This is a genomic window from Caballeronia sp. LZ003 (assembly GCF_031451465.1).
In the GTDB taxonomy this organism is placed as follows: domain Bacteria; phylum Pseudomonadota; class Gammaproteobacteria; order Burkholderiales; family Burkholderiaceae; genus Caballeronia.
On record NZ_JARUXJ010000003.1, the window covers coordinates 785,536 to 809,482 of the forward strand.

Genomic DNA, 23,947 nt, shown 5'->3' on the forward strand with positions numbered 1-23,947 from the left:
ACTGCTCAACCGCGATACACCGCACCTTTCGATCCATTGACCGCGAACACATCGCCTTCGGGCGCCGCGCGAACATGTGCGCTTCGCGCAACGAGCGGCACGCGACGCGGCACGCCGGGCGCAAGATGGAACCAGTCGATGCTCGCGTAATAGTCCGGATCGACCACGTGCACCCATCGTGCAAGCTGTGTCGTTGCAACGTCGAGGAACCAGCCTTTGTCATCCTGACCGATGGTCGCGTTCAACCCGACATCACGTCGCTCGCCAATGGAAGGATCGGGAAAATGGAAAGCTTCTGACAATACCGCGCCGGTATCCTGATCGCGCAGAAGCACATGCGTGACATCGTGCGCGCGAGGACCGAAGCGATATGCATAGGTGATGTCGAAGAACGCGCCCAGCAGCGAAGCCGATTTGACGCGCTGCACGCTGCGCGGAGATAGCACGACATCGCTCGCGCCGCCTGCGACCTTCACCGCGCCATCGCGCAAGCACGACAGTTCGACGCGTGCGCGTATCTCGCGAGCCGTCTCGTTGACGAGATGCACATCGAGGCCGTCGAGGCCTTCGTCGGTAATCAGCGCCTGAATAGGTTGAAGCACGCGCGCAAGCCCATGCAGCGCGCTTTTGGGCTTGTGACGCGCATCGATCACACCCCAGCCCGCGCCCGGACGCAGATCCAGCAGATTCCATACGATGCCGCCCGCGCAGGTCGAACCTTCGCGACGCCATTCGGAAAACACAGCGCCGATCACATCGGCGACGACGGCGCGAGACAGTTCGAGATAGCGCTCGGGGTCTTCATAACGCAGACGCGCCACGTCGACGCGATACAGTTCGCGCAGATAGTGCTCGCGCACATCGTCGAAGTCCCATGCGGAACCGGGATCGCGTGGCACGCTTGTCTTCCAGCGGGGCTCATGCGCGCGCGCCGCATTGGGTACAGAGCGCAGCGTGACATCGTCGGGGACATTCGCGAACGCAAGGCATTCGGAAGCGAAACGTACTTGCGCACGACGCGCGTCGTCGAAGGGGCGCTGATATGCGCCGACGCCGTAGTAATGCGTGATGCCGCCGCGCGTGCCGAAGGGCATCGAGACGCTGTCGCCGGGCGCGGCGCTCGGTGAGTTCACGACATACGCCACATCGGCGCGATGCTTGGCGATGACTTCCGGAAGCAGTTGCGTGAAAAGGCCTTGTTGATAGGCATCGAACGGCAGACCCAGCATGGCCGCTTGCTGATGCACTTCGCTGCCGCCGCATAGCACTGCAAGCGATGCAAAACGCTGCGTGCGCGCAAGAAACTGTTCTGCTTCGAGTTGCACGCTTCGGTTGAATGCCTCGTCCGAGGGATAGTCGAAGTTGGCAAACGCAAAGTCTTGCCAGATCAGAATGCCGAATTCGTCCGCGAGTTCGTAAAAGGTATCGGATTCATAAAGCGTGATGCCGCTCACGCGAATGATGTTGAGCCCCGCATCGCGGCACAGGGTGAAGATGGCCGCGAGCTTGTCGCGCGATGCGTCGAGCGCGACGATATCGGCGGAAGTCCAGCATGCGCCGCGCGCGAACACCGGCACGCCGTTGACGATGATCTGAAAGCCCGTCTTGTCCGCACCGCGATCCACCTCGATATGTCGAAAACCGATTTGCCCAAGCGCGATACGACCAAGCGTTTCGCTCGTCAAGGTCACGGCATAGAGCGATGGCGCGCCATGCGTATGCGGCCACCAGAGCCGCGCTTGCGGCACGCGCACTTGTCCCGTGAGCGTATGCGCGTCACGCCATTGCAGCGGCGCCGTGGCCTCGCCATCGCCACATTCGACGTGCATTTTCTCCGGATCTTGCGGATGATAGAAATGTACAGTGACGTCGAGCAGACCATCGGCACGATCGACTGAAGGCGCAAGCTCGATACGCTCGATGCCATTGCGCGCTTCGCCGATCAGTTCCACTGCGCGCCACGGACCGACTGGCTGAATCGGCGGGCACCATCCGGGCATGTGTCCAAGCAAGGTCGTGCGTACGTTGCGCAGCGTCGCTGGCTGCGCGAGCTTCGGACGCCAGCGCGCACGGCCGCGTTTTGCGGCAAGTGCAGGCTGAATGGAACGAAAGCACAGATAAAGCGTCGCGTCGCCTTGCAGATTCAGATCGACATCGTGCGCGACGAACATAGAATCGGAGTCGAGCAGCTTGTCGTTATCGAGCCACACTTCGGCAATTGTCGCGAGGCCATTGAAGCGCACGCGCCGCTTGCCTTCACCCTGCAAGCGCACGCGATACCAGTGATCCGACATCGCGTAGGGCTGCGCGAGCGCATCTTCGCCAACGCCGTTTGCACGTTGCGCCGATGCAATCGTGCCGGGCACGGGCGCATCGATCCAATGCGCGCTTTCATCGAGCGATGCAGGCGTCGCACAAGCGCCCGCAGCCGTGCTCGTGCACGTCCACCCTTCGGAGAGGCGTTGCGGCAGGCAAGCGTTGGACATATCGGACATGGAATGCATGTTCCTTCCTTCTATGGGCGAAGATGAACATGATGAACGAAGCACGGGCCACGCGAGCAGCGTGGCCCCGGTGCTTCAAAGAAAACGCGCGGCGAGCGGTTCGATGACCTTCTCGTAAGATGCTTCGAGCGAATCGAGGCAGTCGGTACACGGGTCGAGCCGTGAACGCATGCGCGCCCGCGCAAGGCGGAACTGCATGACCATCGCTTCGTTCGCCATGGATTGCGCGCTCGTCTGGATTGCGTCAGGCACTTCGACGCCGTGCGCATTGAGCCACACCAGATACTTCGACAGCAACTCGAAGTTCGAACCGAGCTGGCGCATCACGTTGAACGTGTAGAGATGGTAGTAAGACACATCCCGTTCGAGCAATGCACGTAGATGCTCGGGAAACTCCGCGCGCCACTGCGAGACGGGGTTCGATGTCGGACGATCGAGCAAGCGCAGCTTGAGCAGATCGACCGAACGTTGCACCAGCGCCTGACTTTCGAGCGGCGCACGCGCGCGCTTGACGAACTCCACGTACGGAAAGAGCGCATGCACGTCGCTTGCAAGGTCTGGCATCAGGCGAAACACGCCGTCATAGTCCTCGCCCGATAACGCGAAATAGCCCGCGTTATGGAAGTACGTGATGCGCTTTGCCGCTGCATCGATGGAGTCGACTGCAATGGTCGTCTTCGAATGCGACTGCTTGTACGCGGTTGCACGCGTGTCGGGCAGATAGAACGCATCCACTTCGGCGACCACTACGTGACCGCGTTTGGTCTGCTCGCGCACGTGAGCTTCGAGCGTGTCGAAAATCGCGAGCTCCTGGGCCTGCAAGCCGTAAAGCCGCGAGATATCGTCGAGCGAGAACTTGGGGAACGTGAACTGATCGCCTTCGAACGCCTGCGTCACGGTGAAGCTCAATGCGGCGTGCGGATCGCAGCCGTAGTGGTGCAAGAGCTCGATCCACAGATCGACGTAACAGTTGGTCTCCAGCCAGACGCGCTCGCCGCGATGCAACGCATGGCGGCTCGCTTCGTCTTGAGCGGCAGACTGTTCGTTGGACGCGCCAGTCACGGCGTGCTCGGGCGAGCGTGCGTTCATGCGTCTTTGCCCAGTGTGCCGAGGCCATCGGCGACGAGCGGCGCCGCATTGCCCCACAGCAGTTCACGCACTGCGGCAGGCCACGCGTTCACGTCGAGACCGTGATGACGGAAGAGCGCAAGCGTCGTACGTTCCATGCCGAAGCCCACGCATGCGGTATGCGCCACTTCGCCATTGCCCTGACGGATGTTCCACAACTCGCCGAAGTGGTCCATGTGATAGTTGAACGACAAACATGCGGTCGGACGGTCGGGCGTTGCAACCGGCACGAGCAGTTCGAACTTGAGTTCTTGCGCACGCTGGCTGTCGGCCACGATCTTGCCGCCGCGTCCGAAGAACGGGTCGTTAGCCAGATCGATTTCGAACGGCAGTTGCAGCAGATTCACGAGCAGCGAGCCACGCTCGATCCACTTCTGACGGAATGCCATTACTTGCTCGGGGCTGCCCACGCGAATGTATTCGCGCATGCGGAACATCTGCATGCGGCCCGGATCGATGGACGGTTCGTGACGGAAGCAATACGAGAACGCATCGAAGATCGCGCCGTCTTCGGCGAGGTTGCCGCGCTTGGCAACGAGCGGATAGATCGGATAACAGGCCGCGGGCGTGAGCACGAGACGCGTCGGCTTTTGCTGATCCATCCAGTCATCGGAACGCTCTTCTTCTTCGCCGATATGCACGATCTTGTCGAGCGCTTCGAGCAGACGATGATGTCCGCGATCATTGCCCTGGAACGAGTGAATCGTGCCGGCAAGGTTCGGGAAGCTCTTCAGGTACTCACTGTCTTCGAAGTCGCGGCGGCGCATGGCCGGCGGAAAGCGCAACGATTCCGCGTGCTGGTCGGCGCCGAGCAACGTGATCGCGTTGTTGAGACGGTCCACCACATCCTCGAACACCGCGCTGCGGCCATAGAGGCCGTCTTCGCCCGTATCGATGAGAATGCCGGCGGCCATCAGCCGGTCGCGCAAGGTCAAATCCGATTTATCGTAGGGCACTTGACTGGTCTCGTTATGTGCTTGTTCTTCGGCCTGCATGAGCGCGGCCTGTTCGTTCGGCATGTTCATAATCGTTATAGGGTCCCGGTTGCGGAACGCTGCGCGAGCAGCAGATTCGCGGTGTTCAGTTCAATGCGGTCATTGCTGATCATGAGCGGCGCCGAGTGCAGATCGCGCAAGTGCCGCCCCACGCTGAAGGGCGTATCGTTCTTGTAACCCGCCATGCCGCAGATCATCAGCGTCTCTTGCACGACGTGCACGGCCGATTGCGAAATGGCGAGCTTCAGCATGTTCAGATCGGAGGCAATGCCGATAGACGCGGTCAACGGTGCGTCGCTGTCGTCGGTTTGCAATGCCTGCCTTGCGAGCCGTTCCGCTTGCGCAGCCTCGACCGAGGCGAGCGATTCGCGCAGACGCGCCTGCATCATGCGCACGAGCGTGACGGCTTGCGAAAGACGCGCGGCCGAAGGCGGCAATGCGCCAGGCTTGCCACGCGCCTGATTACGGAAGAACTGATGCGCGCGATTCACGGCATCCGACGCAATACCGATCCACACCGCGGACCACAAGGTATGCGAAACCGGCAGCATGCTTTCATCGGCGATCTTCGAGAAAGGCGAGGGCAGAATCTGTTCGGCCTTGCCGCTTGCAGTGAGACGATGCCCCTGACTGCAGGTGCCGCGCATGCCGAGCGTGTCCCACGTACCGCGCGATTCGAGCGTGCACGTCGAACGAGGCGCGACGATCAGCACCTGATCGGACGGCGGCGCGTCGGGATGACGGCGTGCGGTTACGAGAATGCAATCGGCATATGTGCCATACGAAATCGTCGGCGCGAGCTTTTCGATGTTGAAGACGTCATCGGCAAGATCGACCGCACATGCGCTCGTGCGCATGTTGCCGCCGATATTTTCTTCCGATGTCGCCGATGCCAACAGCAGTTGCTCGTTCACCATGCGCGTGAGAAACGCGCGCTGCCAGGGCACATTCGCGCCGTGATCGACGATGCAGACGACCTGACTCTGATGCATGGCGTAGATCATCGCGGCGGATGCGCAGCCTTGCGCGAGCGTTTCGCACAAGCGGGCCACGCCCGTGAGCGAGAGCCCGTCGCCGCCGAAGCTTGCCGGCACCATTGCAGAGAAGAGACGCTCCGTACGCATTGCGGCCACGGCTTCAACGGGGAAGCGTGCATCCTTGTCGACCGCTGCCGCATGCTTGCCGGCGATGGCCGAGACGCGACGCGCGGCTTCGAGCAGCTCGCTTTCGCTGCGCGGCGCGATCACGCCGTCGCCTTCAACGTGTCCTGCTGCTTCGAGTTCTTGCGTGGCGGCGTTCATGCGTCCGCCTGCGAACCTTGCAGCTCCTTGACGGCGGCCGCGAGCGAATCGACGCTCGAGAACAGACGTCGCGTAAGCATTTGATCCGGAATTTCGATGCCGAACTCGTCTTCGATCGCGAGCATGACGTGCACGGTTGCAAGCGAGGAGAGGCCGGCTGCGTACAGGTCGTCGCTGTCGGAGAGAGTGTCGATCGACACGTCGAGGCGTGCGGACTCGGCAAGGATGCGGCGCAATTCAGTTTTCATTTTCTCTGGTTTCCCTTGAACCATGGCCAACGGTGCAAACGGACTGAAGCGGGTATCAAACGAATATTCGATTTTTTGGACCGTGCTCAGTCCCGTTGCTAACGGGCGGTGGTGCACTCGGTGAATCGCTGGTCAAACGACTCAAGAGCACTCGCAACACCGTCGAATCTTGTTTGATCGTATTTAACGAATTACGGGGGGTGATCGTCCGTGCGATGGCGCACGGTGAGGCCCGGAAGACAACGCGTTGCGTGTGCGATATCGACCACGCTTGATGTCACGCAAATCGTTCAGACTGATACTTGTCGCGGCGTTACGACGGTATTCGTACTGCATAGCCTCGCCTTGCAAGTTTCATGCGCATGATGCAAGGTATTTGAAACCTTAAAACGACGGGAAACGTAATTGGATCTACTCTGCCTGCTGCTTGTCTTCGTCGCCTTGTTCATCGTGTGGCGCAAACGCCGCCTCGTGATCTTCCTCGTGGCCGGAACCGTGTTCTGGCTCTTCGGTAGCTGGCTTGCAGGGCCGATGATAAGCCTCGCGCAGATCGGCTATGGGTCGAAGCAGGCGCCCCGGCTCGCGGACCGTACGGCGATCATCGTGCTGGGCGGTGGGACCGAATACGATCGCAACAAACATCTCGTTCCACTGGCCGATTCCATCTATCGCGTCGACCTTGCTGCCGCCCTGTACAAAACCTGTGTCGAAACGGACAAGCAGTGTCAGGTCATCATGAGCGGCGGAAATCCGCAGCATCACGAACAAACCGAAGCGCAACTATACGGCGGTCTGCTCGTGGATCGTGGCGTGAAGCCTGCGGATCTCATCCTCGAAGATCAGAGTCTCGACACTTACGAGAACGCGCGCAATACGTACAAAATCCTACGCTCGCGTCAATACGACACGACCATCCTCATCACGTCCTCACTGCATATGCGCCGCGCGTTGCTCGCATTCGATGCTTTCGACCTACACCCGCAGCCTGCGGTTGCATTCGTGCGCAATCCAAAGTCATGGCTCGTGCCGCACCCGGAAGGATGGATCGATTCCGACAGCGGATTGCACGAGATGCTCGGCACGTTGAAGTTTCACGTGTGGCGCTGGCTAGGCTTGTATTGATTGCTCAGGTCAATGCGTCTTGCAGATAAGGCGCCGTGCGGCTTGCGGCCAGCGTCGCCACACTCGCAGGCACGCCGGCCGCGACTATCTTGCCGCCATCTTCTCCCGCGCCCGGACCGATATCGATGACCCAGTCGCTCTGGGCCGCGACGCGCATGTCGTGTTCGACGACCACGACCGTATTGCCTGCGTCGACGAGTCCTTGAAGTTGCGCCATCAGACGATCGACATCGGCGGGATGTAGTCCGGTCGTGGGCTCGTCGAGGATATAGAGCGTGTCGCCGCGATGCGCGCGCTGCAGTTCGGTTGCCAGCTTGATGCGCTGCGCTTCGCCGCCCGAGAGTTCGGTGGCAGGCTGACCGAGCCGCAGATAACCGAGGCCGATATCGCGCAGCACGGCAAGCGCGCGCATCACATTGGGCTCATCCGCGAAGAAGAGACAGGCGTCATCGACGCTCATCGCCAGCACCTCGGCGATGTTTTTGCCATTCCACGTGACTTCGAGTGTCTCGGCGTTATAACGCGAACCGTGACACGTCGAACACGACGTGTACACGCTCGGCAAAAATAACAGTTCGACGCTCACGAAGCCTTCGCCTTCGCAAGTCGGGCAACGCCCCTGCGCGACATTGAAGGAAAATCGGCCGGCACTGTAACGGCGTTTGCGCGCGAGCGGCGTATCGGCGTAGTGCTTGCGCACGTGATCGAAAAGTCCCGTGTAAGTCGCAAGATTCGAACGTGGGGTGCGGCCAATCGGCTTCTGATCGACGCGCACGAGGCGCCGTATGGTGTCCATGCCTTCGACGATGGAGCCTTCCGCAGGCGCTTCGGCGACCGTGAAGAGCGGATCGGCTTCGTCTTCATCGGGCTCATCGAGCGCTCTTCCCAGATGTTGCGCCACGAGTTCGGGCAATGCCTGACTGACGAGACTCGACTTGCCCGAGCCCGATATACCCGTCACCGCCGTGAAGCAACCGAGCGGAAATGCAGCGTCGATCTCATGCAGATTGTTTCGCGTGATGCCCGCGAGCTTCAGCCAGCCGCGCGGCGTGCGTGGCGCGCGGTCGGTGTTCGAATGGGACGCGAACAGATGCAGACGCGTTTGTGACGCCTCCACCGATGCGAGACCCGCGGGCGGTCCGCTATAAAGCACATGTCCACCGGCTTCGCCCGCAGCGGGACCGACATCGACGAGCCAGTCTGCGCGACGCATCGTCTCCATGTCATGCTCGATCACGAAAAGCGAATTACCGGCAGCCTTGAGCCGTTGCAGCGCGGCAAAGAGCGCTTCGTTGTCAGCGGGATGCAAACCGGCGGAGGGTTCATCGAGTACATACACCACGCCGAAGAGTTGCGAGGCCAGTTGCGTGGCTAGCCGCAAGCGCTGCAATTCGCCTGACGACAAGGTGGGCGTCGCGCGATCCAAAGCAAGATAGCCGAGGCCGAGATCGATCAACGTGGCAAGACGTTCTTCGAGATCGGCTGCTATGCGCTCGGCGGCGGCGCGCTTCTCATTGGACAAGTTGGGCGTGCGCCGTACATCGGGCGATGCTTTATGCGCCGATCCACCCGCCGCGACACGCTTCGCAATCGCCGCCTGCCGCACGTCCCTGGCAAGCACGTCTTGCTCGCGTGCTTCTTCATGATCGGGCCATTCGCCGCGCGCAATGGGCGCGAGCATCTGCGCAAGCCGCGTAAGCGGCAGACGCGAGAACTCCGCGATATCCAGTCCCGCGAAGGTCACCGATAACGCTTCCTGCTTCAGTCGCTTGCCGTGACACGACGAACAGTCGCTGCCGACCATATAGCGCGACACGCGCTTCTTCATGAGCGCGCTTTGCGTGTGGGCGAAGGTATGAAGCACATAACGGCGCGCGCCCGTGAAAGTGCCCTGATAACTCGGCTCCGCGCGACGCTTGAGTGCGGCACGTGTCTCGGCGGGTGTGAGGCCCGCATAGACCGGCACGGTGGGCGTATCGTCGGTGAAGAGAATCCAGTCGCGGTCTTTCTTCGGCAGATCGCGCCAGGGCGTGTCGACGTCGTAGCCCAGCGTGACGAGTATGTCGCGCAGATTCTGACCGTGCCACGCTGGCGGCCATGCGGCGATGGCGCGTTCGCGGATGGTGAGTGAGTCGTCGGGGACCATCGACTTCTCGGTCACTTCGTAGACGCGGCCGAGACCATGGCAGACGGGGCACGCGCCCTGAACCGTGTTGGGAGAAAAGTCTTCCGCGTAGAGCATGGGCTGCTTCGGCGGATAGCTACCCGTGCGTGAATACAGCATGCGAACGAGACTGGAAAGCGTGGTCACGCTTCCCACCGACGAACGTGCGTTGGGCGTGCCACGCTGCTGCTGCAAGGCGACGGCGGGCGGCAATCCTTCGATGGAATCGACTTCCGGTACGCCGACCTGCTCGATCAGGCGCCGCGCGTAGGGCGCAACGGATTCAAAATACCGCCGCTGCGCTTCTGCATACAAAGTTCCGAATGCAAGTGACGACTTTCCCGATCCGGACACGCCTGTGAACACGACCAGCGCATCGCGCGGGACGTCTACATCGACATTTTTGAGGTTATGCTCCCGCGCGCCGCGAACGCGCACGAAACCTGCTGAAGAGACAGTCGGCGTTTCGGCTTTATTGCGCCGAGGCGGCTTGGCTGGGCTTTTGGTTTTGGGCGCATCCATCTTATGGCTTTTGGACTTTTGCAGGCGAATATGTCTGGCGAGCAGGTCTCATGCCAAGCCGCTCGCCGATTGCATTCGGCATTCAAAAGCCTGCACGGTGAATACACACTCGACTGACTCTACGCAAAAAGGAACGACATGAAGACGAATGGACTGGCAGCACTCATCGCCCTCACTGCGGGTTTGATGCTGGGCGCGTCGGGCGCGGCGATGGCGCAAGGTGGCAACGGTAATGGCGGCGCTGGCGGCGGCAACGCGCACGGCGCAGCGACGGCCGCGCCGACGGCAGGCGGTGACAATACCTCTGCTGCCACTGGTACGAGCAAGGGTTTTCACTTCAAGCACAAGAAGAAAGCGAAGCCCGTGACCACACCAGCGCAGTAATCCAGCAACGTTTATTGCATACAAACGATTGAATGCAATCGCGGCGGGTTAGGCCGCCGCGACTTCCGCGTCGATATCATCAGTGCCCAGGCGCGAGAAGATATCGCATACGGCGCGCATTTCGGCTTCGTCGCGAATGCTGACGAATACTCGGGTTATACCGTATGCAGCGGATTCATCGTTATCGAAGCCAGGTAGGATGTCATCGCTGCCGGTCGATGCAATCCCATACTCGCCGTCGGTGGCGGCTAGATCGGCATAGCCTGCAAATTCGGCGGTGATCCACTGTGTCGGTGAACTGGTGCTCAGTTCCATGCTGGCGGTGAAATCGGCGAACCCGGACATGCTCGCGACGCGAACGCGGTCGCTCGTGATGCCCTCCGCCTTGAGGTCTTCCAGTGCTTCGTCCAACTTGCGGGAGCCAAAAAAAGCTCCGGTCACTTCACGCATCATTGCTTGTCTCCTTGCTGCCACGTGGTGCCGCGCTCCACGAAGGCGTTCGCATGAACGCAACTTGGAGGCTCTAAGCACACCGGTTTGCCGCGTAATCGGAGAGTGAGAGGCGCGACGCGGTAAGCCGGTGAACCGCTTCAGGGAGGCTCGCGAGTGCGCGAGGTGATGGCGAATCCAACGGATGCGGACGAGGATTCGCGAGCCTTCGATCGGAAGTCGACCTCTTGAAAGCGAGGCGCGCGCCTTGAATGCTTACATGCCTTGCAAAACATGACACACGCGCTTTGACTTCAAGCGGTACTTGAACTTTACGCTCGGTGAAATGGTTGATCAACAGTTTGTTACATTTTTAGTTGCCTGAACCATAACGGTTTTTTGTGTTTTGCATTGAGGGCTTAAGGCATTTTGTATTCGATCAGGCATCAGTCGTCGTACAAGCGAGTCTGCGCCCCTATAATGGCTCGTCTACTTTTTTCAATCGCCCTATGTCACCAGCTCTCGCAGCCGGCGGTCTTCGCCGCTCTCGCAATCTGACCGAGGAAGTTGTCGCCGAACTTTCGGAACGGATTCGCAGCGGCGCGCTTCAGCCTGGCGACAAGCTTCCGACCGAATCGGAGATCATGGCGCAACTGGGCGTTAGCCGTACGGTCGTACGAGAATCGATATCGCGCCTTCAGGCGGGGCGCCTGGTTCAAACGCGTCATGGCATTGGCACTTTTGTACTCGCAGCGACCGATCACGATCGCTTCCAGATCGAAGCTGCGGGCGATCTCACCGTGCGCGACGTCATGGCCATCCTCGAACTACGCATCAGTCTCGAAGCCGAGGCCGCAGGTCTCGCGGCAATGCGGCGAAGCGAAGAGAATCTGAAGCACATGCGTCATGCTCTGGACGAGTTCGAGCGGCACATTGCAGAAGGCACGGGCAACGCGGTTGCCGCGGACGTCGCATTTCACCTCGAGCTTGCCAAGGCTACGGGCAACCGTTATTTCCACAGCATCCTTAGCCAGTTGGGCAACACGATCATTCCACGCACGCGTGTAAATTCCGCTGCGCTTGCGCATAACGACCCCGGCAGTTACCTCGATCGCGTGAACCGCGAACACGAGGATATCTACGACGCCATCGAGCGGCGTGATCCGGAAGCTGCCCGCGCCGCCATGCGCATGCATTTGTCGAACAGCCGCGAACGCTTGCGGCGGTCACAAGAAACAGCGGTTAAGCCTGCGGAGGCTTGAGCCGCATTCATGCTTCGGGCGAGTGGTTTGTTTAAGCAGTTAGAGCCCCTGAGGGTTCGCTGGCTCGAGACGAACAACGTCGATTTAACCGCAATAAAAGATGCATTGGACCGACTGCGATCATCTGTCCAAACGCGCGGCACGGTCACTTAATCGCCGTGCGGGCTTGCGCGATGGCATCATGGCGCAGACGGCCTTTCGATTGATCGCTCGAGTTCACGGCAGAGACGAGCGGGTAACGAAATCTGCAATTGCATCATTGACCGCCTGAGTGGCATCCCTATGCGGTGAATGTCCGCAAGCCGCTAGCTTGACGAGATGAGTGTGATTCACGGACGCCTTGATCTTGTCGATCTGAAGCATCGACGCGTATTCATCGTCGTGGCCTTGTATTGCGAGCAATGGCCGTTTGATCGAGCGAATTTCGTCTGTAATGTCCCAACGCAGAAATTCCGGATTGAGCCATGCGTCGTTCCAGCCATAAAAGGCGGAATCTGCGTCCTCATGGTAGCCAGCGAGTTTCGCTCGCAACGCACCGTGCTCATAGGCGCTTCGCACTTCCTTTATGGCTTTGACTGTGATCGCTTCCACGAACACATGTGGTGCAAGCACGATCAGTCCGGCAAGCGCTTCGAGAAAGGTGCTTGCGTAAAGCAGTGCGATTGTCCCGCCATCGCTATGGCCTACGAGCCACATGCGAGAACGTTCGAACGCATTTACCTTGAGCGCATCTAGAAGCGCAGGCAATATCTTCGTCGCCTGACGATGCATGAAGGTCACAGGCCACTTTTCATGCGGAGGGCGCGGCGTCGACCGTCCATAGCCAGGACGCGAATAGACGAGACCACGGCAGTTCAATCGGTCGCATAGCCGCTGCGGCCAGTCTTTCCACAATGCAACTGAACCCAGCCCCTCATGCACAAATACCGCGATTGGAGCATCGATGCGCGAAGGATTGATCCACTTATATTCGATGCGCAACGGATAGGGTCCGCAGTTCAGTTCGACGAAGGCTTCGTTCATGCGTTTGGTAGCAGGATTGATCTGCGTGGAAGATTAACAGACGATCCACGCATCAATGCGATGACACGTAGCCCGAACCCGGTCCGGGATCTGGCAGCGCGAAACTGTCTTTGAGACGCTGGGCTTCATCGACGGGACTGCGCCCAAACAAACGCTTGAATTCGCGGCTGAATTGCGAAGCACTTTCGTAGCCCACTTGCGCTGATGCGACGGCTGCCGTGACATCGTTCCGCACCATGAGCAGCCGCGCCTGATGCAGCCGGGTCGACTTCAAATATTGCATTGGTGACGTGTTGGTCACGGTCTTGAAATGCAAATGGAACGCGGGCACGCTCATGTTGGCTTCGCTTGCAAGCAGCGCAACATCGAGCGGCTCATCGAAACTTTGATGGATCTTGCGCAATGCTCGCGCGACTTTCCCGAACTGACCTTGCCGTGTCAAAGCCGCGCGCACCGAAGGACCTTGTTCGCCCGTCAACACTCGAAAATAAATCTCGCGCACGAGAGCCGGCCCAAGAACCGGACCTTCGAGCGGGTCACTCATGGTTTCGAGAAAGCGCAGAACCGTCGCGCCGAGTTGTTTGTCCAGCGGCGTTGAGATCATGCCGTGAGGTTCGGACGTTACGGTTGCGCCGTGTTCATCGAGTTGCATGATCAACTCTGCTGCAACGTTGAGATCGAGCCGGAAATAGATGGCAAGCAAAGGTTTTTGCGCGCTGGCATCCGTCTCCATGGAAAAGGGTACGGGCACCGACACGGCCAGGTAATGCTGCTCATCGTATAGATAAACTTGCTCGCCGAAATAGCCACGCTTGCGGCCCTGACAGACGATGACGATGCCCGGATCATAAAGTACCGGCGTGCGACGCAGTGGTCTGTTTGAACGCAGAAAACGCACGTCTGGCAATGCTGTGAGGTTATAGCCTTCCAAAGGTGCAAGCCGCATCAGCAGCTCGATCATGCGGCGTCTAGTTTCGGTGGCTAGCGTTCGGCGGGTGATCACGGTGGCTCCGCAAGATGTGTCGACAGCCCTTAATTTGCCAGCTTTGCAGCCGCGAATCCATACGCCAATAGCTTTAGGCAAACATGCGAGAAGAACCGGCGTATCAAGAACGATGCGCGCTCTCTAATATTGGACAGGTGTTGCGGCATGGTGCGCGCGACGAGTCGAATAGGAGAGATTCACATGGAAAACACAAACGGCAAGACGTTTATCATCACCGGCGTGAGTTCGGGTTTTGGACGCGCTTTCGCGCAAAGCGCGCTGGATGCAGGACACACGGTTATCGGCACAGTTCGCAATGGTGACGCCCTCAAGGAATTCGAGGCCATCAATCCCCGATCGGCACATGGAGTCGTGCTCGACGTGACGGCGTTTGACCGCATAGGCCCGGTTGTCGAGGAAGTAATGCGCACATACGGCCCGATCGATGTGCTCGTCAATAACGCTGGCTATGGCCACGAAGGCACACTTGAAGAATCGCCGCTGGAGGAAATGCGCCGGCAGTTCGATGTCAACGTATTCGGTGCGGTCGCCATGATCAAAGCCGTATTGCCTTCCATGCGGGAGCGCCGTGCCGGCCACATCATCAACATCACGTCCATGGGCGGCTTCATCACGATGCCGGGCATTGCATACTATTGCGGCAGCAAATTCGCGCTGGAAGGCATTTCAGAGACGTTGGCCAAAGAGGTCAAGGACTTCAACGTAAGAGTAACGGCCGTTGCGCCCGGATCGTTTCGTACCGATTGGGCTGGCCGCTCGATGATCAGAACGGAGCGCAGCATCGCAGACTATGACGCGCTGTTCGACCCGATCCGCGCGGCGCGTGAGGCCAAGAGCGGCAAGCAATTGGGCGATCCAGCCAAGGCCGGCCAAGCCTTGCTAAGCCTCATCGAAGCCCATGATGCACCTGCGCATCTTCTTCTTGGGAGCGATGCAATCTCTCTTGTCAAAACGAAGCTAGTGGCGCTCAACGAAGAAATCGACAAGTGGGAGCATTTGTCGCGCTCGACCGATTTTTCTTGAGCGTGTGTTAGCGTCGTCCAAGGAAAATCTCAAGAGAAATAAATAGCGAGGCGAATTATTTTCTCTTGGACGGCGCTGAACTTTCTCGGCGAAAGTGATTCGTAAGGATTCGCTGCACTGCAACGCGGGTGCAATCCATCGAATGCTCGTCATGAGAACGCCATGAATCGACCGAAACGCATGCTTCTGGAAAACATTGCCTGGGCTCGCGAAACCGCGCAGGCGGACACGCAATTTTTCCCACGCCTTGCAGAGGGGCAAAGCCCCAAGGTGTTGTGGATCGGGTGTTCTGATAGTCGCGTGCCTGCCGAAACGATCACGAACGCTAACCCCGGCGATCTTTTCGTTCATCGCAACATCGCGAACTTGTTCTCGCCGTCGGACGACAACACCATGAGCGTCCTTGAATATGCGGTGCGAGTGCTGAAGGTCGATCATGTGATCGTATGCGGGCATTATGGATGCGGCGGTGTGCGAGCATCGTTGTTGCCGCTCTCGAATGAAATACCGCACGTCAACCGCCGTATTGCCCCGGTGTGCGCTTTAGGCGAGCGGCATCGATGTGAACTCGACGACTTGGAAGAGTTCGATGCGCGCGCTGATCGCCTTGCGGAACTCAATGTGCTCGAACAAGTGCGGCTTCTGCGTCAGACGCGGATCGTAATCGATCGCGATGAGCCTCCGCTCGTGCACGGCTGGATTTTCGGCCTGCACGACGGGCTTATCAAAGTGCTTGCTTCCGGCTATGACGCGCCCCGTATGGTGCCGTTGTACGCGGAACTCGTCGAAGCCGCCGGACGCTGATTCGATCGTCGCTCATTTCATGCTGCGTGAATTCGTTAAACGTAGCAGGCACCCACATGGCTAAATCCTTATGAACCTTAGCAATCGTCTAAGCCAGTTCCCGCGCGACCTGTTTGCCGGCACAGTCGTATTTCTCGTAGCGATGCCTCTGTGTCTTGGCATTGCCAATGCATCGGGCGTGGAGCCTTTTGCGGGGCTTTTGTCCGGAATCATAGGCGGCGTTGTCGTGGCATTGCTTAGCGGCTCGCAATTGAGCGTAAGCGGACCGGCAGCGGGGCTTATCGTCATCGTGGTCGATGGCATCGCGGGACTAGGCAGTTTTTCTGCATTTCTACTAGCGGTGCTTTTGTCGGGCGCAATTCAATTCGGCTTTGGCTTGCTCAAGGCGGGACGTTTTGCAGCGTATGTGCCGTCGTCGGTGATCAAGGGCATGCTTGCGGCCATTGGCCTATTGCTCGTCATCAAGCAGATACCCCTGGCCGCGGGCTTCGCCAATGCAGGCGCACCAGCCGCGAGCGGACCGGGCTTGCTCGATACGCCTTTCGGTCCGGTATCTTTCGCTGCTTGTGCCGTAGCCGTGATGTCCCTTGCCATGCTCGCTGGCTGGGAAACGCGCGCCATGCGACGTTTTGCCGTGGTGCGCGCCGTGCCCGCGCCGCTTGCCGTGGTGACGTTCGGTATTGGCGTAACGCTTTTACTCGACATGTTCGCGCCGGGCTTGGCGCCGCCCGCGCAACATCGCGTGGCATTGCCTTCGCTTGAAACGTTCGCAGCATTCACGAATGCGCTTGAATTGCCCAACTTCTCGCAATTCGTCAACCCGGATGTCTGGCGTCTCGCATTCACGCTTGCCATCGTCGCGAGCCTTGAAACTTTGTTGAGCCTGGAGGCGGTCGAGCAACTCGATCCCAAGAGACGTAGTGCACATCCCGATCGCGAATTGAAAGCGCAAGGCATTGGCAACATGATGGCGGGCGCTATCGGCGCATTGCCAATTACATCGGTCATCGTGCGTAGCTCGGCAAACGTTCACGCGGGCGCGCAAAGTCGCTGGTCTTCATTCGTACATGGTGTCTTGCTGCTTGCAAGCGTCTTTGCGTTGACGAGCGTGATCAACCTCATCCCGCTTGCATGTCTGGCTGCGATATTGATTTTCACCGGGCTCAAGCTTGTTAAGCCGTCGCTGTTTGTCGCCATCGCCAGACAAGGCTTCGAGCGATTTGCACCCTTCGTCGTGACAATTGCTGGCGTGTTGCTGACCGATCTGCTCATGGGTATTGTGCTTGGCATCGCATGTAGTCTCGTGCTTGCCGTGCGCGCAAATCTCAAGCGGCCGATCACGATGACGCAGCACGACGATCATTACCTGCTCTCGTTTCGAAAGGACGTGTCGTTTCTCGGCAAGGTCACGCTAAAGCATCTTCTGCGCTCCATTCCTGACAACGCGACTGTCATTTTCGATGCTTCGCGTGCGGACCATATCGACCCGGACGTACGCGAGATCATCGATGACTTCGTGAGCGAAGCACCCGCCAGAGGCATGCATGTCGAGTGCAGGCAAATGCCGCTTGCAGAAGCGCGGCTTGCCATGCCGCGCATGCGTTCACGCTGGCAGCAGTGGAGAAGGCGCCCGGCTTGAGCTTCTAATCACGCTTGCTAGCTCGTTACGATGGAAAGCGAGAATCCGTCCCATCCCTTGCTGCCCACCGTTTGCACGGCGGTGGAGGAGAGCCGTGGATCGGTTGCGAGCATGTCGAAATAGGCGCGCAATCCGATCACATCGGGCTCGGTGCTGTCAGCATCGGCGATACGGCCACGACGGATGATGTTGTCGCCAACGATCGCCGTGCCCGGCTTGCTAAGGCTCAACGCGAGACGCAGATACTCGGGATAGCTTTTCTTGTCGGCATCGATGAATATGAAGTCGAAAGGGCGCATGCTTTTTCGCAGGAACCCTTCAAGCGATGCGGCCGCCGCGCCGACCACGACTGTTGCAACCGAAGCAAGTCCCGCGCGTTCGAGATTCTTGCGCGCCACCTCGGCGTAGTCGGGATTGGCCTCAAGCGAAAGCAGCGTGCCGTCAGGCGGCAGGGCGCGTGCGAGCCATATGGTGCTGTAGCCGCCTAGCGTGCCTATTTCAAGGATATGGCGTGCGCCACGCAGGCGTGCGAGCAGGTTCAGCAGCTTGCCCTGATTCGGTGCGACATTGATGGGAGGCAGTCCCGACGCATTGCTCGCCGCGAGCGCTGCTTCGAGTACCTCGTCGTGTGCCTGGGTTTGCTGGCACAGGTAGGCGTCCATCGCATCCCATTGCTGCTGGTCCATCCGAAATCCTCGTCTTGAGCGAACTGCCACGATACTCCGCCCGCCGACATGCATGCAAAAAACCACGCGGTGGCATTCAAAATTTCAAACACGATGCGTCGTGCCGGTCTCTTTCCGAGCCGTTTCACGCCGCAACGTATGGCCGACCTCGTCCACCGTCAGCCGAATGGCGTCGATCAGCGCTCGGGCAGCTGGCGAGGGAGTGCTACCGGCGCGCAAGGTCAGACCGATATCGCGTTTTGTATTTTGCATCGCTATGTCGAGCACCATGAGTTGGCCCGACTCGCATTCATAATGCAATTGCTGCGCTGAGACCGCTGCGAGCATATCGGTGTTCATCAGCAAACCGCGAATGACCGCGAGGTCGGCGGTTTCGACGGTCGGCATGGGCGGCTTCATTTTCCATCGCTTGAACTGCGCCTCGAACATGCCACGCGCGGGGGCGTGGCTGCGCGGCAAAATCCATTGTGCCGAGACGAGTTCCTTAAGAGTGAGTCCGTCGATTTCGGCAAGCGGATGACCACGCCGCCCGATCACGACCATGTCCTCCGACATGAAACGTTCGTTGGTCAAACCGCTCGATGCATCGTTCTGCCGAAGCGCGCCGAGCACGAAATCGATATCGCCCGCCCGCAGGCCGGCAACGAGCGTCTCATAGGCGCTTTCGTCGGTGATGATGCGCACGCCCGGATATTGCGCGGCCACTCTCGCTATCGCGCCCGGCAGGATCAACGTACGCCCGAGCGGCAGCGAACCGACCGTGACGAAGCCCTGAATCGTCCCGCGCAATGCGGCGATATCGTCGGGAATATGGCGCAGTTCGTTAAGCGCGCGACGCACGTGCAAGACAAAAGTTTCGCCTTCGCTCGTGAGCAGCAAGCCGCGCGGGCTGCGATAAAAAAGCTGCATGCCCGCGCCCGTTTCCATGATGCGAATGGCGCTAGACACCGCGGGCTGACTAAGTCCGAGCGTCTGCGCCGCGCTCGGCATATGTCGATGACGCGCCAGCGCGGAAAACAACTGGAGGCGCCGCGTGTTCAGCAGAAACGCCGGCAGGCCGTCGCCGCTGCTGGCGCGGCGCCGTGACTGGCGCGCTGCACACCACTGTGCAAGGGTTTCCAGCTCCGTGAAGATGCGTTCGCAACGCAGAAGAACGGCGCGGCCGGCCGGCGTAGGAAGCATGCCCGATGACCGGCGTTCGAGCAGCGTCTCGCCAACGGAGGCTTCGAGTTCCTGTAGCGAGCGCGTGACCGCTGACTGAGCGCGGAACAAAGCGACGGCGGCGCGCGTGGCGCTGCCCGTCTGCGCAACGAGCCGGAAAGCACGCAGATAGGCGAGATTGAGCAGTTCGCGATGGTCCATTCGAGCCGCAATGAGGGTAGAAGCCTATCAGTTTAATTTATCGCCCCGACGTGGTGCATGCAGAATGCAATTTCCTCACTGTTTGCTAATTCTTGACGACGATGATGACGACATGCACCAACCAACAAACGTATCGACAGGAGCTAGCGCCATGTACCAACATATTCTCGTCGCCGTGGGTCCTGGCTTCAGCGAAGCCGCGTTGCCGTCGCGATCGCGCGTTCACGTGAAAGCAATGCCCGGCTGACCATGCTGCATGTCATCGACAGCGCTCCGTGGTGGACGGCATCGCAAGCAGATGTGATTTGCTGCGATACGGTCGATCTCGTCAACCAGCTTGCGCTCGTCGTCTATCGCAGTAGCACCAAGATGCTGGAGGAGGCAGGGGTCGAAGCTCACTGGGAGACGCGCAGAACGCCCGTCGATGGTCACAACGTCGGACGTATCATCGCAGAGGCTGCAGACGAGCTCGACGCGGATCTCATCGTGCTCGGTGGCGGCAAGCGCAGTCTCTTTGGCATCGGCGTGCGACGCGTAAGCCATGTGGTGTGCCGTCATACCGACCGTGAAGTGCTGATTGCGTCGGAGCGCGCGAATGAGCGGGCTTGCACTGAAACTCTGTCACGCACGGTGTGGGAAGCAAGTCACGCGTAATCGGTCTCACACGTCGAGAATCCGGTAGCGTTGCAGGGCTTCGATCTGCGTTTGAAGGCTCCGTGCGCGATGTTCACGGCAAAGCATTTCGGCATTCGTGGCATCGCCATTTCGCAACGCGGTGATGACATCGCGCAGGACGCTGGTGCTTGCGTCGTCAAGCTTGATGAGCTTTAGCGTGAGTTCGCGCACGCGGCGCACTTGATCGGCACATTCACCGACTATTTGCGCCAGCCTCGGGTTGTCGCTCATTTCGACGAGGTGCGCATAGAAAAGCTCGCATGCCGCCGCCCACGCATCGCGATCGTCTTTAGCAAAAGCGCGCTCCATATCCGCGCAGGATTTTTCGAGTAGTTTGATATCACGCGCGCTTGGTTTGCGCGAAGCTACTGCTGCAACCGCAGTTGCTTCGAGACTTGTCTGCACCTGGAAAACTTCTTCGAGATCCGCCATCGACACATTGCGCACGCGCACACCGTGACGTGGAATGATCTGTACGAGATGTTCGTTTTGCAGTCTGATGAGCGCCTCGCGAACGGGTGTGCGGCTTACGCCGAACATCTGCACCAGTTCTTGCTCGAGCAATTGCGTACCCGGGCGCAGCTCGTTGCGCAGGATCATCTCGCGAATTCTCTGATAGACCGTAGCGGTCGATTTTTCTCGCGGCTTGCTGATCGCTTCGGCGGTCCGGGCTTCAGCCATGATGGGCATTCCAGATGCGTTATCGCCCGGGCATGGACGAAAATCCGCCTTGGAAGACGGACGGAATGCCTTACATTATAAGAGAAGAAGCGCCTTGTATCGCTCAACGTATACGTTATGCCGCAGCGAAAAGGCGGATGATTTGCTTAGCATCAGACTAAAAAAAGCCGCCCTAGGCGGGCGGCTGAATGGGCCTGCTCGCTTCCGTCTTGGCCTGAAGTTATCTGTCCCAGACTTCGTCCGGCAAAGGCAGGCCCCCGAGGTCGTCCGCGCTCAAGGGTCGGTCCACAGTGACTCCTTCGCTTTCAAGCATGAGCATTACCTGCCGGGTGTGTTGCGCGCTATGCCATGCGGTGCGTTCAAGCACTTCGTGCATTGAGCGGCGGCCGTAGTAAGTCGGCACGTCATAGGCAAGCGTGCGATCGGTTTCCTGTTCCCACCACTTTAGTAGTTCGACGCGCACGCTTTCTCCCCAACGCGCGATGTCTTCTGCGGTCCAATTGTCAGGCGGCACATCGTCAAAGCCCTCGAAGCGCAATTCAATCTGATGCGCGGCTCGCACACCCATTTCGGCGACGCGAAAGACGTGAAACGTCAAACCAGCCGGCGTGCGGCTGCGATTACGAAACGGCTTTCGAAAGTGCTCAAGACCGAACTGCCTCGCATAACGCGCGTTCGACTCGAGTACGTGCGCGAGCTTTGCGATGAGCTGTTCGGGAGGCAACGGCGGCGCTGCCGTGGTCTTGAGATCGAGAAAACGGATGACGTCGTTGATGGATTGGCAAAACGTGTATTTCTGCCCGAGCGCGACCACCGGAACGCTACGTGCACCAAGCGCCAAGAGCGCCGCGCGGCCTTCCGGATCGTTATGCACGTCAATCGATTCGTATTCGATGCCTTGACGCGTGAGAAATTCCTTGGTCCGCAGACACGACGAACATCCCGGTTGCCAGAACACGCGAATACGCGTGGCTTGAGCGACTTCGGCTTCCATTTTCATGCTCCTAAGGTCAAGGCCTTCAACGACGTCCTGGAGCTAATTCTGTTTGATGCGGTGAGTGTCGCAAAGCAACGCTTCGTCATGCCGCCATCGCGATATGCGATGACGAGTCAATTTTCAGTACACTGCGATTGCCGCTCTTAACGATCATCAACGGCCTGAACAAGCCCTATGCATTCGATCGATCCGCTTTCGCTGAGACTCTTCGTCGCGGTTGCCGAGGCAGGCACCATTGCCGCCGCGGCTGAACGTGAACACATTGCGGCAGCTGCGGTAAGTCGACGTATCAGCGAGATTGAAGCCATGTTCGGCGTGCCTTTATTGCATCGCACGAATAAGGGCGTAGTGCCGACCGAAGCGGGTGAACGCCTCGTCGCTTTGGCGCTTAGCGCGCTGCATCATTTCGACGATATTGCCCTGCAAATGCGCGACTTCACTAATGGCCTTAGCGGTATGGTGCGCATCGCGGCGAACAACTCGTCCATCGTGCAATTCCTGCCTCAGGATATTCAGTCTTTCGCGGCCAGTCATCCCAATGTTCGCTTGCAAGTGGACGAAAAGCCCAGTATGCAAGTCGTGCGCGCGATCGCCGATAACGCGGCCGACATAGGCGTCTTTACAGCCGTGCCGCATGGTCGTGCTATTCAGACGCTTCCCTATCGTACCGACAATCTCGTGCTCGTCACGCCGCCGGGTCACGCGCTTTCGCTAAGAAATTCGGTAGCTTTCGCCGAAGCACTAGACTTCGAATTCGTCGTCTTGCCAGCCGGTACCGCTATAAGCCAATGTCTTACGCGAGCCGCGAACGAAGATGGCCGCGCCGTCAACGTGCGCATTCAGGTGACAGGCTACGATGCCCAATGTCTGATGATCGGTGCAGGCCTTGGTCTTGGTGTCATGCCCGATGCAGTCGCACGCCAACATGCAAGGTCTTCGGGACTCTGCGTCGTCGCTTTAACGGATAAATGGGCCGTGCGTGAACTCCTGATAGGAATGCGCTCGCTCGATGCCCTGCCCGAAGCCTGCAGAAAACTCGTCGCGCACCTGGCAGCCGTATAACGTCTTTGCCGGTGCTAACATCGGCTAAGGAGACGCAAACCATGAGCGCCACGCGCGTAAAGATCGTGCAAGACGAGCCACCGGTCGCAACCGCTAACGGAACGAAACCCGTCAAGCGCAACACGACCGAGCTTGCATACGCCGAATTACGCCGCAGAATCATCGAAAGCGAATTGACGCCTGGTTCCTACATGCTCGAACAGGAACTCGGTTTGATGCTGGGCTTCAGCCGCACGCCGATTCGCGAAGCCGCAATTCGTCTGCAGGGCGAGGGACTCGTGCAGATCGTGCCTAGGCATGGCATTCGTATCGTGCCAACTTCCATCTCCGACATCAGGAACATCTACCAGGTCCTCATCAGCCTGGAATCGACGGCTGCCAGCCTTATTGCGTCGAACAAGGGCGTGGACATCACACCCCTTGTCACCGCGTGCGAGGCGATGAGCGCGGCATACGAACGCGGCGACATGTTGGCTTGGGCTGCCGCCGACGAAGTCTTTCACGAAACGCTTGTCGCGCTTAGCGGGAATGCCCGATTGCAAAGCGTGGTCATGAATTGTCGCGATCAAGTGCATCGCGTGCGACGCTTTACGCAAATGGTCAAACCGCATCCGCAACCCGTGAAATCCGTGCAAGAGCATTACGGCATCATCAACGCGATTCAATGCGGCGATGCGGCAAAGGCAAGCGCGCTATATCGTGCACATCGAGAGCGCGGCTGGCGCGACCAAACGAGCGTACTGCAACAATTCGGCATTCAACAGGCTTGAAGCAGCGCCTTCCTAAGGCACGCGACAAGAGTCGAGCCAGCTCGAACACGGGTATGTCCGCCCCCGGCATTTCTGGACTTTAAAGAATTTAATGCATACATTAACTTGCACGGTTAAGGCAGACGTGCGAGCTCGATTTCGCGCGCGGCTGAATAGTCCG

General features: G+C 59.1%; 22 protein-coding genes and 1 pseudogene. 9 read left to right on the forward strand and 14 right to left on the reverse strand.

Annotated elements, in window-relative coordinates; all coding sequences use genetic code 11:
• Positions 1 to 5 precede the first annotated feature (5 nt).
• The 5 genes from QCE79_RS21195 to QCE79_RS21215 all read right to left on the reverse strand — a co-directional run bounded on the left by QCE79_RS21195 (position 6) and on the right by QCE79_RS21215 (position 6,176).
• Positions 6 to 2,495 carry a glycosyl hydrolase 2 galactose-binding domain-containing protein gene (locus QCE79_RS21195; RefSeq protein ID WP_404989396.1) on the reverse strand — a complete coding sequence of 830 codons (2,490 nt, stop codon included), beginning with the start codon at positions 2,493 to 2,495 and terminating at the stop codon, positions 6 to 8.
• Between the two features lie 84 nt (positions 2,496 to 2,579).
• Positions 2,580 to 3,593 carry a DUF1839 family protein gene (locus QCE79_RS21200; RefSeq protein ID WP_309847669.1) on the reverse strand — a complete coding sequence of 338 codons (1,014 nt, stop codon included), beginning with the start codon at positions 3,591 to 3,593 and terminating at the stop codon, positions 2,580 to 2,582.
• Positions 3,590 to 4,657, reverse strand: coding sequence for an amino acid--[acyl-carrier-protein] ligase (locus QCE79_RS21205; protein ID WP_370652278.1), 1,068 nt, complete (start codon positions 4,655 to 4,657; stop codon positions 3,590 to 3,592). Before QCE79_RS21205 ends, QCE79_RS21200 begins: the two co-directional genes overlap by 4 nt.
• Positions 4,658 to 4,662: 5 nt before the next feature.
• Positions 4,663 to 5,928 carry an acyl-CoA dehydrogenase family protein gene (locus QCE79_RS21210; RefSeq protein WP_309847672.1) on the reverse strand — a complete coding sequence of 422 codons (1,266 nt, stop codon included), beginning with the start codon at positions 5,926 to 5,928 and terminating at the stop codon, positions 4,663 to 4,665.
• Complete coding sequence (locus QCE79_RS21215) at positions 5,925 to 6,176, reverse strand: acyl carrier protein (RefSeq protein ID WP_244831941.1); 252 nt, start codon at positions 6,174 to 6,176, stop codon at positions 5,925 to 5,927. The genes QCE79_RS21210 and QCE79_RS21215 overlap by 4 nt, the downstream gene beginning before the upstream one ends.
• A gap of 405 nt (positions 6,177 to 6,581) precedes the next feature.
• Between QCE79_RS21215 and QCE79_RS21220 the strand changes: the two genes are divergently transcribed.
• Positions 6,582 to 7,298: a YdcF family protein gene (locus QCE79_RS21220; RefSeq protein WP_244831281.1), complete on the forward strand. Its 717-nt coding sequence runs from the start codon at positions 6,582 to 6,584 to the stop codon at positions 7,296 to 7,298.
• 4 nt (positions 7,299 to 7,302) lie between these two features.
• On the opposite strand, the gene QCE79_RS21225 is transcribed toward QCE79_RS21220, so the two are convergent.
• Positions 7,303 to 9,984 carry an excinuclease ABC subunit UvrA gene (locus tag QCE79_RS21225; RefSeq protein ID WP_309847676.1) on the reverse strand — a complete coding sequence of 894 codons (2,682 nt, stop codon included), beginning with the start codon at positions 9,982 to 9,984 and terminating at the stop codon, positions 7,303 to 7,305.
• A gap of 138 nt (positions 9,985 to 10,122) precedes the next feature.
• Here QCE79_RS21225 and QCE79_RS21230 point away from each other — a divergent pair, with 138 nt between their 5' ends.
• A complete protein-coding gene (locus tag QCE79_RS21230) occupies positions 10,123 to 10,368 on the forward strand; it encodes a hypothetical protein (RefSeq protein WP_250467951.1) in 246 nt (81 codons plus the stop codon).
• Positions 10,369 to 10,416: 48 nt separating this feature from the next.
• Here QCE79_RS21230 and QCE79_RS21235 read toward each other — a convergent pair whose 3' ends face one another.
• Positions 10,417 to 10,821, reverse strand: a complete 405-nt coding sequence (locus tag QCE79_RS21235; protein ID WP_309847682.1) for a hypothetical protein — start codon at positions 10,819 to 10,821, stop codon at positions 10,417 to 10,419.
• A 485-nt stretch (positions 10,822 to 11,306) separates the two neighbouring features.
• On the opposite strand from QCE79_RS21235, the gene QCE79_RS21240 reads away from it, so the two are divergent.
• Positions 11,307 to 12,059 carry a FadR/GntR family transcriptional regulator gene (locus QCE79_RS21240; protein WP_309847685.1) on the forward strand — a complete coding sequence of 251 codons (753 nt, stop codon included), beginning with the start codon at positions 11,307 to 11,309 and terminating at the stop codon, positions 12,057 to 12,059.
• A 216-nt stretch (positions 12,060 to 12,275) separates the two neighbouring features.
• On the opposite strand, the gene QCE79_RS21245 is transcribed toward QCE79_RS21240, so the two are convergent.
• Together QCE79_RS21245 and QCE79_RS21250 are read right to left on the reverse strand one after the other, a co-directional pair.
• Entirely contained in the window at positions 12,276 to 13,082 is an 807-nt protein-coding gene (locus tag QCE79_RS21245; protein ID WP_250493998.1) for an alpha/beta fold hydrolase, read from the reverse strand.
• A 52-nt stretch (positions 13,083 to 13,134) separates the two neighbouring features.
• Positions 13,135 to 14,043 carry an AraC family transcriptional regulator gene (locus tag QCE79_RS21250; protein ID WP_244831287.1) on the reverse strand — a complete coding sequence of 303 codons (909 nt, stop codon included), beginning with the start codon at positions 14,041 to 14,043 and terminating at the stop codon, positions 13,135 to 13,137.
• 225 nt (positions 14,044 to 14,268) lie between these two features.
• On the opposite strand from QCE79_RS21250, the gene QCE79_RS21255 reads away from it, so the two are divergent.
• The 3 genes from QCE79_RS21255 to QCE79_RS21265 all read left to right on the forward strand — a co-directional run bounded on the left by QCE79_RS21255 (position 14,269) and on the right by QCE79_RS21265 (position 17,554).
• Positions 14,269 to 15,111: an oxidoreductase gene (locus tag QCE79_RS21255; RefSeq protein WP_309847688.1), complete on the forward strand. Its 843-nt coding sequence runs from the start codon at positions 14,269 to 14,271 to the stop codon at positions 15,109 to 15,111.
• Positions 15,112 to 15,273: 162 nt separating this feature from the next.
• On the forward strand, positions 15,274 to 15,915 hold the full coding sequence (locus QCE79_RS21260; RefSeq protein ID WP_309847691.1) for a carbonic anhydrase: 642 nt from the start codon (positions 15,274 to 15,276) through the stop codon (positions 15,913 to 15,915).
• A gap of 70 nt (positions 15,916 to 15,985) precedes the next feature.
• Positions 15,986 to 17,554, forward strand: a complete 1,569-nt coding sequence (locus QCE79_RS21265; RefSeq protein ID WP_309847693.1) for a SulP family inorganic anion transporter — start codon at positions 15,986 to 15,988, stop codon at positions 17,552 to 17,554.
• A gap of 17 nt (positions 17,555 to 17,571) precedes the next feature.
• Here the strand turns inward: QCE79_RS21265 and QCE79_RS21270 are convergent, their stop codons facing one another.
• Both QCE79_RS21270 and QCE79_RS21275 read right to left on the reverse strand, forming a co-directional pair.
• Complete coding sequence (locus QCE79_RS21270; protein ID WP_309847696.1) at positions 17,572 to 18,240, reverse strand: O-methyltransferase; 669 nt, start codon at positions 18,238 to 18,240, stop codon at positions 17,572 to 17,574.
• An 84-nt stretch (positions 18,241 to 18,324) separates the two neighbouring features.
• Positions 18,325 to 19,602: a LysR family transcriptional regulator gene (locus QCE79_RS21275; protein WP_250467957.1), complete on the reverse strand. Its 1,278-nt coding sequence runs from the start codon at positions 19,600 to 19,602 to the stop codon at positions 18,325 to 18,327.
• A 249-nt stretch (positions 19,603 to 19,851) separates the two neighbouring features.
• Between QCE79_RS21275 and QCE79_RS21280 the strand changes: the two genes are divergently transcribed.
• Positions 19,852 to 20,256: a universal stress protein gene (locus QCE79_RS21280; RefSeq protein WP_309847701.1), complete on the forward strand. Its 405-nt coding sequence runs from the start codon at positions 19,852 to 19,854 to the stop codon at positions 20,254 to 20,256.
• Between the two features lie 6 nt (positions 20,257 to 20,262).
• On the opposite strand, the gene QCE79_RS21285 is transcribed toward QCE79_RS21280, so the two are convergent.
• From QCE79_RS21285 to QCE79_RS21295, 3 genes and pseudogenes are all read right to left on the reverse strand, one after another.
• Positions 20,263 to 20,709, reverse strand: coding sequence for a GntR family transcriptional regulator (locus QCE79_RS21285; protein WP_250510615.1), 447 nt, complete (start codon positions 20,707 to 20,709; stop codon positions 20,263 to 20,265).
• Positions 20,710 to 20,733: 24 nt separating this feature from the next.
• Positions 20,734 to 20,967, reverse strand: a pseudogene (locus QCE79_RS21290) (GntR family transcriptional regulator); the annotation flags it as partial.
• A gap of 211 nt (positions 20,968 to 21,178) precedes the next feature.
• Entirely contained in the window at positions 21,179 to 21,952 is a 774-nt protein-coding gene (locus QCE79_RS21295) for a glutaredoxin domain-containing protein (RefSeq protein WP_309847704.1), read from the reverse strand.
• Positions 21,953 to 22,129: 177 nt separating this feature from the next.
• On the opposite strand from QCE79_RS21295, the gene QCE79_RS21300 reads away from it, so the two are divergent.
• Both QCE79_RS21300 and QCE79_RS21305 read left to right on the forward strand, forming a co-directional pair.
• Positions 22,130 to 23,017 carry a LysR substrate-binding domain-containing protein gene (locus QCE79_RS21300; RefSeq protein WP_309847706.1) on the forward strand — a complete coding sequence of 296 codons (888 nt, stop codon included), beginning with the start codon at positions 22,130 to 22,132 and terminating at the stop codon, positions 23,015 to 23,017.
• 41 nt (positions 23,018 to 23,058) lie between these two features.
• A complete protein-coding gene (locus QCE79_RS21305) occupies positions 23,059 to 23,787 on the forward strand; it encodes a GntR family transcriptional regulator (protein WP_309847709.1) in 729 nt (242 codons plus the stop codon).
• The last annotated feature ends 160 nt before the right edge of the window (positions 23,788 to 23,947 follow it).

Bases quoted from the DNA above. Each gene is read 5' to 3' on its own strand.
- QCE79_RS21230 (WP_250467951.1), top strand. From the start codon at position 10,123: ATGAAGACGAATGGACTGGCAGCACTCATCGCCCTCACTGCGGGTTTG.
- QCE79_RS21210 (WP_309847672.1), bottom strand. From the start codon at position 5,928: ATGAACGCCGCCACGCAAGAACTCGAAGCAGCAGGACACGTTGAAGGC.
- QCE79_RS21250 (WP_244831287.1), bottom strand. From the start codon at position 14,043: ATGATCGAGCTGCTGATGCGGCTTGCACCTTTGGAAGGCTATAACCTC.
- QCE79_RS21305 (WP_309847709.1), top strand. From the start codon at position 23,059: ATGAGCGCCACGCGCGTAAAGATCGTGCAAGACGAGCCACCGGTCGCA.
- QCE79_RS21240 (WP_309847685.1), top strand. From the start codon at position 11,307: ATGTCACCAGCTCTCGCAGCCGGCGGTCTTCGCCGCTCTCGCAATCTG.
- QCE79_RS21195 (WP_404989396.1), bottom strand. From the start codon at position 2,495: ATGTCCGATATGTCCAACGCTTGCCTGCCGCAACGCCTCTCCGAAGGG.
- QCE79_RS21245 (WP_250493998.1), bottom strand. From the start codon at position 13,082: ATGAACGAAGCCTTCGTCGAACTGAACTGCGGACCCTATCCGTTGCGC.
- QCE79_RS21200 (WP_309847669.1), bottom strand. From the start codon at position 3,593: ATGAACGCACGCTCGCCCGAGCACGCCGTGACTGGCGCGTCCAACGAA.
- QCE79_RS21295 (WP_309847704.1), bottom strand. From the start codon at position 21,952: ATGGAAGCCGAAGTCGCTCAAGCCACGCGTATTCGCGTGTTCTGGCAA.
- QCE79_RS21285 (WP_250510615.1), bottom strand. From the start codon at position 20,709: ATGGCGGATCTCGAAGAAGTTTTCCAGGTGCAGACAAGTCTCGAAGCA.
- QCE79_RS21300 (WP_309847706.1), top strand. From the start codon at position 22,130: ATGCATTCGATCGATCCGCTTTCGCTGAGACTCTTCGTCGCGGTTGCC.
- QCE79_RS21280 (WP_309847701.1), top strand. From the start codon at position 19,852: ATGCTGCATGTCATCGACAGCGCTCCGTGGTGGACGGCATCGCAAGCA.
- QCE79_RS21235 (WP_309847682.1), bottom strand. From the start codon at position 10,821: ATGATGCGTGAAGTGACCGGAGCTTTTTTTGGCTCCCGCAAGTTGGAC.
- QCE79_RS21215 (WP_244831941.1), bottom strand. From the start codon at position 6,176: ATGAAAACTGAATTGCGCCGCATCCTTGCCGAGTCCGCACGCCTCGAC.
- QCE79_RS21225 (WP_309847676.1), bottom strand. From the start codon at position 9,984: ATGGATGCGCCCAAAACCAAAAGCCCAGCCAAGCCGCCTCGGCGCAAT.
- QCE79_RS21260 (WP_309847691.1), top strand. From the start codon at position 15,274: ATGAATCGACCGAAACGCATGCTTCTGGAAAACATTGCCTGGGCTCGC.
- QCE79_RS21265 (WP_309847693.1), top strand. From the start codon at position 15,986: ATGAACCTTAGCAATCGTCTAAGCCAGTTCCCGCGCGACCTGTTTGCC.
- QCE79_RS21255 (WP_309847688.1), top strand. From the start codon at position 14,269: ATGGAAAACACAAACGGCAAGACGTTTATCATCACCGGCGTGAGTTCG.
- QCE79_RS21275 (WP_250467957.1), bottom strand. From the start codon at position 19,602: ATGGACCATCGCGAACTGCTCAATCTCGCCTATCTGCGTGCTTTCCGG.
- QCE79_RS21270 (WP_309847696.1), bottom strand. From the start codon at position 18,240: ATGGACCAGCAGCAATGGGATGCGATGGACGCCTACCTGTGCCAGCAA.
- QCE79_RS21205 (WP_370652278.1), bottom strand. From the start codon at position 4,657: ATGAACATGCCGAACGAACAGGCCGCGCTCATGCAGGCCGAAGAACAA.